This is a genomic window from Oceanithermus profundus DSM 14977 (assembly GCF_000183745.1).
GTDB classification, from domain to species: Bacteria; Deinococcota; Deinococci; order Deinococcales; family Marinithermaceae; genus Oceanithermus; species Oceanithermus profundus.
On the sequence record NC_014761.1, the window covers coordinates 44,467 to 59,601 of the forward strand.

The following is a 15,135-nucleotide window of genomic DNA, read 5'->3' on the forward strand; positions in this document are numbered from 1 at the left end:
TCCGCAAGCCCCGGGTGGTATCCTCAGGGGTAGGGACGTGCAATGCTGGATAAATTGAAAAAACTGGAAGAAGAATACCGGGCGCTCGAGCGCGAACTGGGCGACCCCGAGGTGCTCGCCGACGCCGCCCGTTTCCGGGAGAAGAGCCGCCGTTACGCCGAGCTGGGCGAGGTGATCGAGGCGTTCCGCGCCTACCGCAGGGTGCAGGACGAGCTCGAGCAGGCCCGCGAGCTCGCCGCCGACCCCGAGCTGGGCGAGATGGCCCGCGAGGAAGCGGCGGAGCTGGAAGAAAAACTGGGCGAGCTCGAGAAGAAGCTGGAGTTGCTGCTGCTGCCGCGCGACCCGGCCGACGTGCGCAATGCCATCGTCGAGATTCGCGCCGGTACCGGCGGCCAGGAGGCGGCGCTGTTCGCCGGCAACCTCTTCGAGATGTACACCCGCTACGCCGAGCGGCTGGGTTACCAGGTGGAGATGCTGGAGAGCCACCCCACCGATCTGGGCGGCTTTTCCAAGGTGAGCTTCATGGTCAAGGGGCCCGGCGCCTACGGCACCTTCAAGTACGAGTCGGGGGTGCACCGGGTGCAGCGGGTGCCCGCGACCGAGACCCAGGGCCGCATCCACACCTCCACCGCCACCGTGGCCGTGCTGCCCGAGGCCGAGGAGAGCGACGTGGAGCTCGACATGAGCGAGGTCCGCATCGACGTGATGCGCGCCTCCGGGCCGGGCGGCCAGGGGGTGAACACCACCGACAGCGCGGTGCGGGTGGTGCACGAGCCCACCGGCATCATCATCACCATCCAGGACTCGCGCAGCCAGATCAAGAACCGCGAGAAGGCGCTTTCGATCCTGCGCAGCCGCCTGCTCGAGATGAAGCGCGCCGAGGAGGAGGCGGCCCTGCGCACCAGCCGCCTGGCTCAGATCGGCACCGGCGAGCGCAGCGAGAAGATCCGCACCTACAACTTCCCGCAGTCGCGGGTCACCGACCACCGCATCCACTTCACCACCCACAACCTCGAAGGCGTGCTCGCCGGCGAGCTGGACGAACTGACCGAAGCCCTCAAGAAGGCCGACCAGGAGAGGATGCTTGAAGAACTCAGCGGACAGGCCCAGAACGCTTAGGCGCGAGCTGCTCGTCGCCGCGGCGATCCTCCAGGACGCCCGCGGGCGGGTGCTGCTCGTCGCCAACGACTGGGGCCGCCGCGGGCGGGTGCGCTACACCCTGCCCGGGGGCATGGTCGAGCCGGGCGAGACGATCCCCGACGCGCTGGTGCGCGAGGTGCGCGAGGAGACCGGCCTTGCGGTGCGCAGCGTGGACCAGCTGGCCTACGTGGCCCAGGTGGAGGACCGGCGCAAGCGCGAGCGCACCATCGCCATGGCCTTCACCGCGAGCTGGGACGGCCTCCTCAACCCCCGCGACCCCGACGGCCACATCGTCGAGGCCCGCTTCTTCGACGCCGAGGAGGTGGCCGAGCGCCTGAGCACCCACCTCCCCCTGGCCGAGCCGCTGCTCCACTACCTGGAGACCCACGAGGTGGGGCGCTTCTACGCCTACACCAGCTGGAGCACCCCGGGTCAGCCCATCTGAGCCATGCGCGTCGTTCACGTCGCCGCCGAGGCCCTCCCCTTCGTCAAGGTGGGGGGGCTCGCCGACGTGCTGGGCAGCCTGCCGCGGGCGCTGGCCGCCACCGGGGTGCGTTCCACGGTGCTGCTGCCGCGCTACCGCGAAATCGCAGATCCGCTCGAGCCCCTGGGCGAGGTGGCCTACCGCTGCTGCGGCGAGGCGCGCCGCGCCCGCGTCTGGGGCGCCGCTCTGGGCGGCGTGGCCTACCGCTTCCTCGAGGTGGACCCGGACTGGTCCGCCCCCTACGAACCCCCGGAGGACGCGCGCTACCTGGCCTTTACCCAGGCTGCGGCCACCTGGCTGGCGGAGCAGGACCACGACCTGGTGCACGCCCACGACTGGCACGCCGCCTACGTGGTGCGGCGCGCGCCGCGGCCGGCCGTCTTCACGATCCACAACCTCGCCTTCCAGGGGGAGCTCGAGCCCGACCGCTTCGAACGCCTCACCGGCGAGGCGCCGGAGGCGGACCTGCTGCACGAGGGCCGGGTCAACCTCATGAAGGGGGCGCTGCTCGCGGCCGACCGGGTGACCACCGTCAGCCCCCGCTACGCCCGCGAGATCCAGACCCCCGAGTTCGGCATGGGGCTCGACGCGGTGCTGCGCAGCATCCGCGGCAAGCTCACCGGCATCCTCAACGGCCTCGACACCGAGTACTGGAACCCCGCCACCGACGGCTTCCTGCCGCAGAAGTACGACGCCGACCACCTGGAGCGCAAGCGCCGCAACCGCATGACCCTGCTGGCCACCCTGCGCCTCGACCCGGGGCTGCCGGCCGTGGGCGCGGTGACCCGGCTCACCTGGCAGAAGGGGTTCGACCTGGTGCTCGAAGTCCTGCCCCGGATCCTCGACCTGGGGGTCAACTTCGTGCTGCTGGGCACGGGCGAGGCCGAGCTGGAGCGCGGCTTCGCCGAGGCGGCGCGCCGCTACCCCCGGCGGGTGGCCTTCCACGCGGCCTTCGACGAGGCGCGCGCCCACCGCATCTACGGCGGCGCCGACTACTTCCTCATGCCCTCGCGCTACGAGCCCTGCGGGCTGGCGCAGATGATCGCGATGCGCTACGGCACGCCCCCCATCGCCCGCGCCACCGGCGGCCTGGCCGACACCGTCGAGGACGGGGTGACCGGGGTGCTCTTCGAGGAAGCGAGCGGCGAAGGGGTGCTCGCGGGGGTGCGGCGGATCCTCGACCTCGACGCCGAGGCCCTGGCGCGCGCCGGGATGGCGCGCGACTTCTCCTGGGGCCGGCGGGCGCAGGCCTACCGGGAGCTCTACGAGGAGGCGGTTTCGTGAACGAAGAACTGCAGACGCTCGTCGCCGAGGGGCGGATCGCCGAGGCGCTGGCGCGGGTGCGCCTGGCCGGCGAGGGCCCCCGCGAGGCGCTGGAGGCGCTCGAGCGGATCCGGCTGTCGTTGCGCATGCGCGACGCGGAAGGGGCGCGGGCCGCGGCCGAGGCCGGCCGTCAGGCCCTCGCCGAGCTCATCGACGTCGAGGAGCTGGAACGGGCGCTCGCCGATCTGGCCGAGGAGCGCTTCGAGGACTGGCTGGCCCACCCCGTGGTGGGCGCCGAGGCCTGGGTGCAGAAAGGGCTTCTGGACGTGGCCGAGGGGCGGCTCGCGGACGCCCGCGACGCCTTCGCGGAGGCCGCGCGGCGCGACCGCCAGCACTGGCGCGCCCTCACCAACCTGGGCAACGCCGAGCTCGAGCTGGGGAACCTCGACGCCGCCGAGGCCGCCTACGCCGAAGCGGTGAAGGCGAACGAGAACTACCCCGAGGTCTACCAGGGCATGGCGGCCCTGGAAAAGCGCCGCGGCCGCATCGATCGCATGGTGCGCCTGCTCAAGAAGGCCCAGAAGATGCGGCTGCGGCCGCGCGAGGAGCAGGTGCCGGGCGCGGTGCTGCCGCCGCGACGCGCGCGTGCGGGCGCGCTCTTCAGCTGGCGCAACCGCTGGTGGATCTGGATCGCCCTCATCCTGCTGGCCTACTGGTGGACCCGGCGCTAGCCGCCGCCCGCTTTGGGATAGCCTGATGCCCATGACGGGTAGGCGTTTGCGCGCCGCGGTGCTGGCCTGGTTGGGGGGCCTGGTCCTGGCCTCCGGCGCGGCGGTGCAGGGCTGGCAGTGGGGCACGCCGGCCTGGGAAGGGGCCTTCGCCGCGTCTCCGGGGGCGGTGGCCGGCTGGACCGCGGGCGGCCTCTTCGCGCCGGTCCGGGACGTGGACGCCTTCGTGGTCCGGTTCGACGGCTCCAAACCGCGACCCTGGCAGTCGGAGCTGGCGGGGCTCGAACGCGCCTACGCCCTGCTGCCTGCCGCGGGCGGTCGCTACCTGGCGGGCACCCGGGGCGGGGCCGCCGGCGACGCCATGCGCGCCCAGACCGACGCCTGGCTGGCCCGCCTCGACGACGCGGGCCGCCTCGTCTGGCAGGCGCGGGTCGGCGGTCGGCTCACCGACGAGGCCCGCGCCCTGGCCCCGGCCCCCGATGGCGGCGTCTACCTGGCCGGATTCGGCGAGGGCCGCGTCTTCGGACCCGGCGCCGGCGGGCGCGACGCCTTCGTCGCCCGCTTTGCGGCGGACGGCCGGCGGCTCTGGGGCGCGCAGTGGGGTACGGACGACGACGACGTGCTCACCGCCGCCGCCCCCGACGGCGCGGGCGGCGTCTACCTGGACGGTTACAGCGACGTCGACGAGGACTGCCGCCGCGTCAGCGAGCGCGGCTTCGTGCTCCGCTACGGGCCGACCGGCGAGCTGGCCTGGGCCTACCGCTGGGGCCTGGACGCCGCTTCGCGGCCCGTGGCGCTGGCGGCGGACGGCGCGGGGGTCTGGGTGCTGGGCCAGACCGACGGTTCGCTCTACGGCGCCTTCGCGGGCGGTCGCGACGCCTTCGTGTTGCGGCTGACCGCGGACGGCGCGCCGGCCGGGGGCGTGCAGTGGGGCAGCCCCGCGGCCGACCTGCCCTACGCGCTCGCGCGCGACGTGGACGGGACGCTCTGGGCCGCCGGGGCCACGGCGGGCGCCCTCTTCGCGGCCTCCGCCGGAGGGTTCGACGCCTTCCTGGCCCGCCTCGACCCCGCGGGCCGCCCCGCGTGGGGCTGGCAGGCGGGCACGCCGGCGCGGGACGAGGCGCGGGCCCTGGGGCTGCGGCCCGGAGGCGGCGTGTGGCTCGCGGGGGTCAGCTACGGCAGCTTCTTCGCCGCGAACGCGGGGCAGGCCGACGCCTGGGCGGCGCTACTTCGGCCTCCTTGAACTGAGGGCGCGAGCGCCCCAGATGCGCACATCGAGGTCCAGCTCGCTGACCACCGCGCGCATGGTGGCGAGCGCGCCGGCGTAGCGCTCCAGCCTGCGCACGTCAACGCCCCGGCGCCACAGCGGCGGTGGCTCGAAGAGGTCGGCGCGGGTGGGGAGGGCGAGGTAGAGGGTGCCGTCGATCACCGCCGCGTAGAGCGGGCCGTGGCGGCCGCGGTAGCCGCGCAGGGCCTCCATGAAGCGGGTGCTGAGCACGTAGCGGGCGGCGACCGGGTCGTCGGCGAAGACGACGAAGCGCCGCTCGAACCCGGGGTCTTCGAGGCGGATCAGCTCGAGCCCCCGGGTGCGCCCGCCCAGCCGCTGCAGGCTCTGGGAAAGCGGCCCCAGCAGGCGCTCGCTGCGGTCGGGGTAGACGAGGACGGTGCCCGAAAACGCCTTGGGAAACTCGGCCACCGCCAGCAGCCCCTTGAAGATCGTCACGTACTCGGTGCGGCAGCCGTCCTTGTCGCAGTCCTCGTGCTCGCGCTCGGCGTGCACCTCGGCGAAGGTGAGGGGCACCCCCGCGACCGCGCCGCTGAAGCGGTCCTCGCTGGCGTAGCGGTCCGGACGGGCCGGGAAGAGGCGGCTCGCCAGGTAGACCTCCTGGGGCAGCCCCGCGTGGGGTTCGTGGCGGAAGCCGGGCAGCACCGCCTCGACCAGGGGGGCGAGCACCCGCCGCTTGTAGGCCTCGCGGTAGGGTTTGGTCACCGCCCGGTGGCGCAGCAGCGCCCAGACGAGCAGGGCGAAGGCGGTCGCCGGGAAGACGAACCCGCCGAAAGGGCCGAGCAGCGGGCCACTGAGGAGGTAGACCGCCGCCGCGCCAGCAGCGGCGGAGAGCCAGACGCGCGCCACCGCGGCGCGCGCACGACTCCGGTCGGCCTCGAGCCCCTGCGCGCGGCGGATCAGGTCGTCCAGGTCGAGCCGCGGCGCGCCGGCTTCTAGGGCCACGTCCCCTCGCCCCAGATCCTGCGGTTGAGGCCCAGCGATTCGACGAGCGAGAGGAAGAGCTCCACGTCCTCCAGGTAGCCGCGGAAGACGCGGGGGCTCGCCAGCGGGCCGAAGAGCGGGGGCTCGAGCATGTTCTTGCGGGTGGCCACGGCCATGTAGAGCTTGCCGTAGTGAATCGAGAAGGCCACCGGCGCCCCCACCCGCTCGCGGAACTCGGCCAGCTGTTCCATCAGCGCCGGCGTGAGCGCGTAGTGCGCGGTTTCGGGGCTCGAGGCGTAGACGACGTAGTGGCGCTCGAAGCGGGGGTCCTCCATGCGCACGTGCACCAGCCCGGCCTCGTCGCGTCGGGGCTGCAGCGCGGCAGCGATCGGCCCCAGGTGCGGCTCCAGGCGGTCGGGGTGCACCACGACCTGCCCGCGGGTGGGCTTGTTGAACTCGGCGACGAAGAAGAGGCCGCGGAAGACCACCTGCTTGGTCCGCAGCTTCTGCCCGCTGCGGGGGGCCAGCGGCGCGCCCGACCCCTGCGATTCCAGCTCGCGGTAGCCCACCACCTCGGAGAACTTGATCTCGACGTCGTCGAAGCGGCCGATGACCAAATCCTCCCCTTCCACCCCGCTGAAGGGGGCCTGGAAGAGGAGGCTCGCCTCCAGGTCCATCGGGCTCACCGAACCCAGGGGCGCGTAGTCCACGTCCCGGAGGAGTTCGCGCATCATCGGCCGGATCACCTTGCGCTTGAACTCGTGCTTGAAGGGGTAGATCAGGCTGGGCGAGAGCCAGGCGGCCAGCGCCGCCGCGGCCAGTGGCGGCGCGAGCAGGTGGAACCAGCCCCCGCCCAGGCGCCAGAGCCAGATCCCCAGCAGCAGCCCCGGGATCACCAGCCCCGCCCAGGCGGCGATCAGGCTGACCCAGGTCCGGCGCCGTTCGGGCTCGAGCCCGCGGATGCGGGGCACGAGCCGGTAGTAGGCGCGTAGGGGACCCGGGGAGGTGGACATCGTCCTAGCTGCCGAAGAGGCGGCCGACGTTCGGGGCCTCGGATTCGGACTCGGCCACCTCGAAGACGCGGCGGCGCTTCAGGCCCATCCACCCGGCCACCATGTTCGAGGGGAACATCTCGATGGCGTTGTTGAACTCGACCACCGCGGCGTTGAAGGCACGGCGGGCCGCCGAGATCTGCTCCTCGATCTCGTTGAGCGCCGCCTGCAGCTGCAGGAAGTTCTGGTTGGCCTTGAGGTCGGGGTAGGCCTCGAGCTGGACGAGCAGCCGGCCCAGGAGGCCGGACATCTGGCCCTCCAGCCCCAGCCGTTCGTCGTCCGAGCGCGCCTGGCCGATGCGCGCGCGCAGCTCGGTCACCTTCTCGAGCAGTTCCCGCTCGTGTTTGGCGTACCCCTTCACCGTGGCCACCAGGTTGGGGATCAGGTCGTAGCGTTTCTTGAGCAGGGCGTCGATCGCGCCCTGGGCGTAGTCGATCTGGTTCTTGCGGGCAATGAGGGTGTTGTAGGTAAGAACCATAAATGCGCCGACAATGGCGACGAGGATCAGCAAAATCAAAAGGGCCGTCAAGGCAGACCTCCTCGAAAAGAGTTTAAGTTAACGGGGTTTTTACACGGAACCCCCAAATGGGGGATGGATCACTCGCCTTCGGGCACGCGCCGCGCGGCGAAGCGGCCCGCCAGCCAGGGGAAGAAGAGGCTGAGGATGGCCAGCGCCCAGAGCACCTTGGAAAGCGGGCTGGCGTAGAGGATCGTGTAGTCGCCCCCGCTGATGGCCAGCGCCCGGCGCAGGTTGATCTCCATCAGCCGCCCCAGCACCAGGCCCAGGATGACCGGAGCCAGCGGGAAGCCGGCCTTGCGCATCAGGTAGCCCACCACCCCGATCCCGGTCATGAAGAGCAGGTCGAAGGCGCTGTTGTTCACCGCGTAGACGCCGATGAAGCTGAGCGCGGCGATGGCCGGGACCAAAAACCAGCGGGGCACCGTGAGGATGCGCGCGAACCAGCCCACCAGCGGCAGGTTGAGCACGAGCAGCATCACGTTGCCGATGTACATCGAGGCGATCAGGCCCCAGACGATCTCGGGCCGTTGCTCGAAGATCAGCGGGCCCGGGGTGACGTTGAACATCATCAGCGCCCCCAGCAGCACCGCGGTGGTGCCGCTGCCCGGCACCCCCAGGGTCAGCATCGGCACCATCGCTCCGCCCGAGGCGGCGTTGTTGGCGGCCTCGGGGGCGGCCACGCCCCGGGGGTCGCCGGTGCCGAAGGTGCCCTCGCGGTCCACCAGGCGCTTTTCGGTGGTGTAGGCCACGGCGCTGGCGATCGAGGCCCCCGCCCCCGGCAGCACCCCGATGAAGAAGCCGATCAGCGAGCTGCGCAGGATCGTCCACAGCGAGCCCATGAAGGTCTTCAGCGAGACCAGCGCGGTCTCCACCTTGACCCGGGTCGCCGTGCCCAGGAAGGTGTGCTCCATCAGCGTCAGCACCTCGCTGATGGCGAAGAGGCCGATGGCCACCACCAAAAAGTCCACCCCGTCGTAGAGCTTGAGCTCGCCGAAGGTGAAGCGCGGCACCCCGCTCCCGGGGTCGATGCCCACGGTGGCGAGCATCAGGCCGAAGACGCTCGCGATCAGCGCCTTGACCGGGTTCCTGCCCGCCAGGCTCGCCAGGGTGGTGAAGGCGAAGACCATCAGCGCGAAGTACTCGGCGGGGCCGAAGCGGATCGCCCACTCGGCCAGGTAGGGGGCGAAGAGGGTGAGGCCGATCACCGCCAGGGTGCCGCCGATGAAGGAGCTGAGCGCCGAGAGCGCCAGCGCCTCGCCGGCCTTGCCCTTCTGGGCCATGGGGTAGCCGTCCAGGGTGGTGATCACCGCGCCGGCGTCGCCGGGCACGTTGAGGAGGATGCTCGAGATGCGCCCGCCGTACTCGGCGCCGTAGTAGACCCCGGCGAGCAGGATCAGCGCCGACTCGGGCGGCAGCTTGAGGGCGTAGGCAATGGGGATGAGGATGGCCACGCCGTTGACGGGGCCGATGCCGGGCAGCGCCCCGATGAGCGTGCCCAGGAAGGCGCCGGCGAAGGCGAGGAAGAGGTTCAGGGGGGCGAGGGCGACCTCGAAGCCGTGGGCGAGTTGCGCGAGAACGTCCACCGCGCCTCCTAAGCGGGCCACCAGCGGCCCAGGGGCAGGGGGATGCCCAGCCCGAAGACGAAGATCACGTAGAGCACGGCCGCGAGCCCCAGGCCGCCCAGCAGTCCGGTGCGCCAGCTCGCCCCGAAGAGGCGCGAGAGCCAGGCCATCTCCAGCGTGGTGGCGAGCAGGAAGCCCAGGGGCGCGAGCGCGTAGCTGTAGACCACGAAGCTCGCCAGCATGCCCAGCTGGCCGCGCAGCACGTGCGGCGGCGGCCAGGCGGGGTCGGGGTCGGGGCGGACGAGCAGGTAGAGCGAGAAGACCGCGAGGCTCGCGGCCAAGAGCAGCGGGAAGGCCCGCGGGCCCAGGGGATCGGCGAGGAAGTCGGCCTGGAGGCGGTACGCCTCCAGGCCGTAGCCGGCGCTCACCAGCAGCAGGAGCGCGCCCGCGATGCGGTCGGTGCGCCGGCCGCGTTCCACGGTTACTTGATCAGCCCCAGAGCCTTGGACAGCTCCTTGAAGTCGGCGACCTGCTTTTTGACGAAGGCCTCGAAGTCGGCGCCGCCCTTGAAGAAGGGGCCGAGGCCGCTTTCGTCACGGATCTTGGCCCACTCGGGGGAGGCCTCGAGCTTCTTCATCGCGTCCACCCAGAAGGCGTAGGCGTCGTCGGGCACCCCCGGCGGCATGTAGAAGCCGCGCCATACCGCCCAGACCGCGTCGTAGCCGAGCTCGCGGGCTGTGGGGATCTGGGCGAAGTCGCCGCCCAGGCGTTTCTCGCTGAGCACCGCCAGGATGCGGATCTTGCCCGCCTGCATCTGGCCGATCGTCTCCGAGGCGTCGCCCGGGAAGACCTGGACGAAGCCGCCCAGCATGGCCGTGAGCGCCTCGCCGCCGCCGTCGAAGGGCACGTACTTGAGCGCCTTGGGGTCGATCCCCGCGGCCTTGGCCAGCAGCAGCACCTTCATGTGGTCCTGCCCGCCCACGGCGCTGCCGCCGCCGATGGCGATCTTGGTCGGGTCCTTGCGCAGGTCGGCGATCAGGTCGTCGAGGGTCTTCCAGGGGGCGTCGGCCTTGACCGCGATCACGCCGAAATCGGCGCCGATGGCGGCCAGCCAGCGCACGTCGCTGGCGGTGAAGTTGCCGTACTTGCCCTGGGCCAGCCGCAGGGTGGTGGCCGGCGAGGCCGCGACGAGCAGGTTGGCGTCGCCCTTGCGCTGGGTCACCACGTGGGCGAAGGCCACGCCGCCCCCGCCGCCGGGCATGTTCGTCACCTTGACCGGCCGGGGGACGATTCCCAGGTCGTAGAGCAGCTTGCCCCCGGTGCGGCAGGTGAAGTCCCAGCCGCCGCCGGGGTTGGCCGGGGCGATGCACTCCACGTTGCCGGGGCTAAAGGCGAAGGCCCCGCCGAACAACGCCAGGGCCGCAGCGAGAACACCGCTCTTCCAGAACCGCTTCATAGCGACCTCCTTTTCCTAACGAACAAATTTTATCACACCGGGTAAACGGTTATATAGAAAAAAATGCGCCGGGGACGGTACGTTTGTCCCGGCGGCGGGGGCTCAGGCGCGCCAGCCGCCGTGCTTGGCCTCGCTCTCGGGCTCGACGTGGATCACCGTCTCGGCCCCGGGGAGGGCCTCTTCCAGGGCGCGCTCGAGCCGGTCGGTGATCGCGTGCGCCTCCTCGACGGTCATGGTGGCGGGCACCACCAGGTGGAACTCCACGAAGGCGCGGGGGCCGCTGGCGCGGGTGCGCAGGTCGTGGTACTCGAGGGCGCCGTCGAGGTTCTTCTCGATCGTCCGCTGGATGCGCGCGACCTGGTCCGGCGGCAGCGCTTCGTCCATCAGCCCGCCCACCGAGCGGCGGACCAGCCGCAGGCCGACGACCAGGATGTTGAGGGCCACCCCCGCGGCCACCAGGGGGTCGAGCCACCACCACCCCAGCTGCCAGGCGAGGCTCGCCCCGAAGAGCACGCCCACGGTGGAGGCCACGTCGGTGAGCAGGTGCTGGGCGTCGGCCACCAGCGCCGGGGAGCGCACGCGCCGCCCCTGGGCCAGGAGCAGGAAGGCCCAGCCGGCGGTGATGCCCCCGGCCAGGGCCACGAGCCCCAGCCCCAGCGCCGGCTCGGTGAAGGGCTGCGGGTGCAGGAAGCGGCCCCAGGCGGCCCGCAGCATCTCGAAGGCGGCGAAGAGGATCAGCGCCCCCTCGGCCACCGCCGAGAAGTACTCGGCCTTGGTGTGGCCGAAGGGGTGGGTGGCGTCGGCGGGGCGGACGGCGACGGCCAGGGCCACGAGCGCGCCCACCGCGGCGACGATGTTGACGATCGACTCGAGCGCGTCCGAGTAGATGGCCACGGAGCCGGTCAGCTCCCAGGCCAGCCACTTGATCCCGAAGACCCCGAGGCCGACGGCCACGCTCCAGCGCGCCAGCCCGAGGGAGCGCGCGTCCTGGGCCTTCACGCCCCGACCTCCAGGGGCGCTTGCGCCGCCAGGCCGCCGGCCGGCGGGCGGCCCGCCCGCAGCGCCGCGTCGAGCGTCCGGCGCCAGCGTCGGCCGCCGGGTTCGCCCTTGAAGAGGTTGAAGAGCGGCCGCACCAGCGCCCGCAGCGGCACCCCCTCGGCGAGCCGTTCGTGCAGGTAGGCCTCGTAGCGTTCGAGCACCGTGCGGCGGTCGGGGACGCGGGCGTCGCCCCAGAGCACCCGGTCGGCCGAGGCCCAGCGCCAGGGGCGGTCCCACATCGCCCGGCCCACCATCACCCCGTCCACGTGCTCCAGGTGGGCGCGGGCCTCCTCGGGGTCGGCGACCCCGCCGTTGGTCACGATCGTGAGCTCGGGAAAGTCGCGCTTCAGGCGGTAGACCTTGGCGTGCTCGAGCGGGGGCACCGTGCGGTTGGCCTTCGGGTCCAGCCCCTCGGTCCAGGCCTTGCGGGCGTGCACGACGAAGACCTGCACGCCCGCGGCGGCCACGACCTCCACGAAGCGCGCCAGGAAGGCGTAATCGTCGTCTTCGTCCAGGCCCACGCGGTGCTTGACCGTCATCCGCACGCCGGTTTCCTGATGCACGGCCCGTACGATCTCGGCCACCCGCTCGGGCCGGCGCATGAGCACCACCCCGAAGCCGCCCGCCTGCACCCGCGGCGAGGGGCAGCCGACGTTCAGGTTCACCTCGTCGTAGCCCCAGGGTCGAGTAACGGCCACCGCCCGGGCCGCCAGCCGCGGATCGGCCGAGCCGAGCTGCAGGGCGACGGGGTGCTCGGCGGGGTGGAAGTCCAGATGCCGTGGCGGGTCGCCGTGGATCAGGGTGCGGTCGACCACCATCTCGCTGTAGAGCCGGGTGCGGCGGGAGACGAGCCGCATCAGGAACCGGAAGTGCCGGTCCGTGCGCTCCATCATCGGCGCCAGCGCGAGCCGGTGGCCGCTCATCTCACACCCCACCCACACCCGGGGCGACCCGGGCGGGCTCACGGAAGCGGATCCGCTCCCACTCGCCCTCCTCGACGACCTCCAGGTCGGGGAAGAGCCGGCGCAGGTAGGCGAGCACGTCCTGCACCAGGTCCTCGGGGGTGCTGGCCGCCGAGGTGATGCCCACCGCGCCCACGCCCTCGAACCATTCGGGCCGCAGGTCGGCGGCGGTGTCGATGCGTTCGGCGCGCGTCATGTTGCGGGCGATCTCGTAGAGCCGCATGCCGTTGGAGGAATAGGAGCTCGTCAACACCAAGAAGAGGTCCACGTGCGGCGCGATGCGCTTGACCTGGTCCTGGCGGTTCTTGGTGGCGTAGCAGAGGTCGTCGCGGCTGGGGAGCACCAGGTTGGGGAAGCGCGCTTTTAGGATCTCGATCGTCCGGTCGGTGTCGTCGACGCTCAGCGTCGTCTGGGTAAGGACGACGACGCGGTCGGGGTCGGGCACCTCGACGGTGCGGGGGTCGGCGAGGCGCGGGTCGCGCCCCACGTGGGTGTGCACGGCCACCAGCACGGTGTGCTCGGGCGCTTCGCCGTAGGTGCCCTTGACCTCCTGATGGTCGGCCGAGTCGCCGATGAGCAGCACGGTGTAGCCCATCTCGGCGTAGCGGCGGGCCTCGGTGTGCACCTTGGTCACCAGCGGGCAGGTGGCGTCGATGTAGCCCCAGCCCATGGCGCGCACCTGCTCGCGCACCTGGGGCGGGATGCCGTGGGCCGAGAAGACCACGGTCCGCGCCAGCTTGTGGCGGCGTTCCAGGTCGGCGATCTCGGCGAGGTCTTCGACGAAGTGGACCCCGCGCTGCTCGCGCAACCGGTTCACCACCACGTCGTTGTGCACGATCGAGTGGTAGACGACCAGGTCGCCCTCCTCCGCAAGTTCCTCGGCGGCCTTCTCCACGGCGCGGATGGCCATGACCACGCCGGCGCAGAAGCCGCGGGGCTTGGCAAGGTAGACGCGCAGGCTCACGGGTGCATTGTACTAAGCCTTTCCCGCACCTGCGGCGGGGGGTTCGGCTCCGCCTGCAGTCGCGCGGGCGCCCGGCCGGCGGGCCAGCAGGACGCCTTTCCCGATGGGCACGACCACCGCGTCGACGCGACGGTCGCCGAGCACGCGGTCCACGAAGGGACCGAGCGCCTCCGCATGGCTCAGCACGTTGTCGGCGGCCAGCAGGCCGCCGGGGACGAGGCGCGGCAGCAGCGCCTCGTAGAGCGCCGGGTAGGCGCCCTTCTCGGCGTCGAGGAAGGCGAAGCCCACGGCGTCCAGGCCCGCGACGCGGTCGCGGGCGTCCCCCTCCACCAGCCGCACCACGTCCTCCACGCCCGCGCGGGCGAAGGTCTCGCGCGCCAGGGCGACTTTTTCGGGGAGGACCTCGAAGGTCGTCACCGTGCGGCCGCTGGCCCGGGCGGCCAGGGCGAGCCAGAGCGTGGAGTACCCCGCACTGGTGCCCACCTCGACGATCGCCCCCGCGGGCGCGGCCGCGGCGAGGAGCGCCAGGAAACGCCCGGTCTCGGGCGGGACCTGCCGCAGGCGCCGGCGGTGGGGCGTGCCGTCCGTGCGGTCGCGGGCGTCGATGGCCTCCAGCTCGGCCATGCGTGCGCGCAGGGCCTCGGGCAGGTCGTGGAACATGCCCCAGCCTACCCCACGGCCTCGTAGCGCCCGCCCGGCAGCGCCCGCACGTGCCCCGAGAGCTCGAGCTGGGTCAGCAGCCCCAACACCTCGGCCGCCCCCAGGTTCAGGTCGAGCGCCAGGTCGTCGGGCAGGGCCTCGCCGCGGCGGCGCAGCGCCTCCCAGAGCGCCCCCGCGGCCCCTTCGGGTTCCGGCCGGTCAGGGCGCGGCGCGGCCCCGCCGATTCCCAGGGCCTCGAGCACGTCCTCCGGCGCCTGCACCACCGCCGCGCCGTCGGCGAGCAGCCGGTTGCTGCCGCGGCTGGCCCAGTCGGAGGGCCGGCCCGGAACCGCCAGCACCTCGCGCCCCAGCTCGGCGGCCAGCGCCGCGGTGATCAAAGCCCCCGACTTCTCGGGCGCCTGCACGATCACCACCGCGTCGGCCAGCGCGGCGATGAGCCGGTTGCGGCGGGGAAAGCTGCCGGCGCTGGGCCCGCTGCCCAGCGGCAGCTCGCTCATCAGGGTCACCCGCCCGGCCAGCTCGGCGTTCTCGGGCGGGTAGACGACGTCCACTCCGCTCCCCAGCACCGCGAGCGTCGGCCCCCCGCCGGCGAGCGCGCCCCGGTGGGCGGCGGTGTCCACGCCCCGCGCCAGCCCGCTGACCACGGCCACGCCGGACCCGGCCAAACTGCGGGCGAGCCGCTCGCTGAAGTCGAGCGCCCAGGGCTGGGCCTTGCGGCTGCCCACCACCGCGACCGCCGGACGGCCGCCGCTCCAGCCGCCCTTCAGGTAGACGAGCGGCGGGGGGTCGGCGAGGTGGCGCAGCGTGGGCGGGTAGTCGGCCTCCCACAGGCCCACCGGCCGCACGCCCAGCACCGCCGCCCGCTCCTTCACGCGTTCGGCCCCGCCCGCATCGAGCACCCGCCGGTAGGCGCGCTCCAGCTCGACGCCCAGCAGCTCGCCCACCCGCTCCAGGCCATCCTCGCCCTCCGCGAAGACCTTGAGGAAGCGCGCCGGCCCCACGCCGGGGGTAAGCGCCAGGGCCAACCAGGACATGGTTCCAGTTTAGCGGGTATCCTGAAACTCCTCCGTTCAAGTTCCATGCCCCGCACCCGTTTG

16 protein-coding genes are annotated in these 15,135 nt (G+C 72.5%); 5 read left to right on the forward strand and 11 right to left on the reverse strand.

Translation table 11 applies throughout. The annotated features are described in order from the left end of the window. Positions 1-42 precede the first annotated feature (42 nt). From prfA to OCEPR_RS00250, 5 genes are read left to right on the forward strand one after another with little or no spacing between them, the layout of a single operon-like run. Complete coding sequence (gene prfA / locus OCEPR_RS00230) at positions 43-1,119, forward strand: peptide chain release factor 1 (protein ID WP_013456685.1); 1,077 nt, start codon at positions 43-45, stop codon at positions 1,117-1,119. Continuing rightward, on the forward strand, positions 1,085-1,585 hold the full coding sequence (locus OCEPR_RS00235) for an NUDIX hydrolase (protein WP_013456686.1): 501 nt from the start codon (positions 1,085-1,087) through the stop codon (positions 1,583-1,585). Before prfA ends, OCEPR_RS00235 begins: the two co-directional genes overlap by 35 nt. Positions 1,586-1,588: 3 nt before the next feature. After that, a complete protein-coding gene (locus tag OCEPR_RS00240) occupies positions 1,589-2,908 on the forward strand; it encodes a glycogen synthase (protein ID WP_013456687.1) in 1,320 nt (439 codons plus the stop codon). After that, on the forward strand, positions 2,905-3,618 hold the full coding sequence (locus tag OCEPR_RS12085) for a tetratricopeptide repeat protein (RefSeq protein WP_013456688.1): 714 nt from the start codon (positions 2,905-2,907) through the stop codon (positions 3,616-3,618). The genes OCEPR_RS00240 and OCEPR_RS12085 overlap by 4 nt, the downstream gene beginning before the upstream one ends. Positions 3,619-3,649: 31 nt before the next feature. Continuing rightward, a complete protein-coding gene (locus OCEPR_RS00250; RefSeq protein ID WP_148229241.1) occupies positions 3,650-4,858 on the forward strand; it encodes a hypothetical protein in 1,209 nt (402 codons plus the stop codon). On the opposite strand, the gene OCEPR_RS00255 is transcribed toward OCEPR_RS00250, so the two are convergent. The 11 genes from OCEPR_RS00255 to dprA form a co-directional block, all read right to left on the reverse strand. Next, on the reverse strand, positions 4,841-5,845 hold the full coding sequence (locus OCEPR_RS00255) for a DUF3137 domain-containing protein (RefSeq protein WP_013456690.1): 1,005 nt from the start codon (positions 5,843-5,845) through the stop codon (positions 4,841-4,843). The two genes, OCEPR_RS00250 and OCEPR_RS00255, sit on opposite strands and share 18 nt — an antisense overlap. Then, positions 5,836-6,837, reverse strand: a complete 1,002-nt coding sequence (locus OCEPR_RS00260) for a DUF3137 domain-containing protein (protein ID WP_013456691.1) — start codon at positions 6,835-6,837, stop codon at positions 5,836-5,838. Before OCEPR_RS00260 ends, OCEPR_RS00255 begins: the two co-directional genes overlap by 10 nt. 4 nt (positions 6,838-6,841) lie before the next feature. After that, the gene (locus tag OCEPR_RS00265; RefSeq protein ID WP_013456692.1) at positions 6,842-7,405 is read right to left on the reverse strand and encodes a LemA family protein; all 564 of its coding nucleotides are present in this window, start codon (positions 7,403-7,405) and stop codon (positions 6,842-6,844) included. 68 nt (positions 7,406-7,473) lie between these two features. Further along, on the reverse strand, positions 7,474-8,979 hold the full coding sequence (locus OCEPR_RS00270; RefSeq protein ID WP_013456693.1) for a tripartite tricarboxylate transporter permease: 1,506 nt from the start codon (positions 8,977-8,979) through the stop codon (positions 7,474-7,476). A gap of 8 nt (positions 8,980-8,987) precedes the next feature. Then, positions 8,988-9,437 (reverse strand): tripartite tricarboxylate transporter TctB family protein, encoded by a 450-nt coding sequence (locus OCEPR_RS00275; RefSeq protein WP_013456694.1) that lies wholly within the window; start codon positions 9,435-9,437, stop codon positions 8,988-8,990. A gap of 2 nt (positions 9,438-9,439) precedes the next feature. Next, entirely contained in the window at positions 9,440-10,414 is a 975-nt protein-coding gene (locus OCEPR_RS00280) for a Bug family tripartite tricarboxylate transporter substrate binding protein (RefSeq protein WP_013456695.1), read from the reverse strand. 102 nt (positions 10,415-10,516) lie between these two features. Then, complete coding sequence (locus tag OCEPR_RS00285) at positions 10,517-11,413, reverse strand: cation diffusion facilitator family transporter (RefSeq protein ID WP_013456696.1); 897 nt, start codon at positions 11,411-11,413, stop codon at positions 10,517-10,519. Continuing rightward, complete coding sequence (gene dusA / locus OCEPR_RS00290; protein ID WP_013456697.1) at positions 11,410-12,375, reverse strand: tRNA dihydrouridine(20/20a) synthase DusA; 966 nt, start codon at positions 12,373-12,375, stop codon at positions 11,410-11,412. Before dusA ends, OCEPR_RS00285 begins: the two co-directional genes overlap by 4 nt. Before the next feature lies 1 nt (position 12,376). Next, positions 12,377-13,378, reverse strand: coding sequence for a 4-hydroxy-3-methylbut-2-enyl diphosphate reductase (gene ispH, locus OCEPR_RS00295; RefSeq protein ID WP_013456698.1), 1,002 nt, complete (start codon positions 13,376-13,378; stop codon positions 12,377-12,379). A 12-nt stretch (positions 13,379-13,390) separates the two neighbouring features. Next, entirely contained in the window at positions 13,391-14,038 is a 648-nt protein-coding gene (locus OCEPR_RS00300; RefSeq protein ID WP_013456699.1) for an O-methyltransferase, read from the reverse strand. 8 nt (positions 14,039-14,046) lie between these two features. Beyond that, positions 14,047-15,072, reverse strand: coding sequence for a DNA-processing protein DprA (gene dprA, locus OCEPR_RS00305; RefSeq protein WP_013456700.1), 1,026 nt, complete (start codon positions 15,070-15,072; stop codon positions 14,047-14,049). Positions 15,073-15,135 lie beyond the last annotated feature (63 nt).

Coding starts and splice junctions, on each gene's coding strand:
- prfA (WP_013456685.1), top strand. CDS start 43: ATGCTGGATAAATTGAAAAAACTGGAAGAAGAATACCGGGCGCTCGAG.
- OCEPR_RS00240 (WP_013456687.1), top strand. CDS start 1,589: ATGCGCGTCGTTCACGTCGCCGCCGAGGCCCTCCCCTTCGTCAAGGTG.
- OCEPR_RS00250 (WP_148229241.1), top strand. CDS start 3,650: ATGACGGGTAGGCGTTTGCGCGCCGCGGTGCTGGCCTGGTTGGGGGGC.
- OCEPR_RS00260 (WP_013456691.1), bottom strand. CDS start 6,837: ATGTCCACCTCCCCGGGTCCCCTACGCGCCTACTACCGGCTCGTGCCC.
- OCEPR_RS00280 (WP_013456695.1), bottom strand. CDS start 10,414: ATGAAGCGGTTCTGGAAGAGCGGTGTTCTCGCTGCGGCCCTGGCGTTG.
- dusA (WP_013456697.1), bottom strand. CDS start 12,375: ATGAGCGGCCACCGGCTCGCGCTGGCGCCGATGATGGAGCGCACGGAC.
- OCEPR_RS00300 (WP_013456699.1), bottom strand. CDS start 14,038: ATGTTCCACGACCTGCCCGAGGCCCTGCGCGCACGCATGGCCGAGCTG.
- dprA (WP_013456700.1), bottom strand. CDS start 15,072: ATGTCCTGGTTGGCCCTGGCGCTTACCCCCGGCGTGGGGCCGGCGCGC.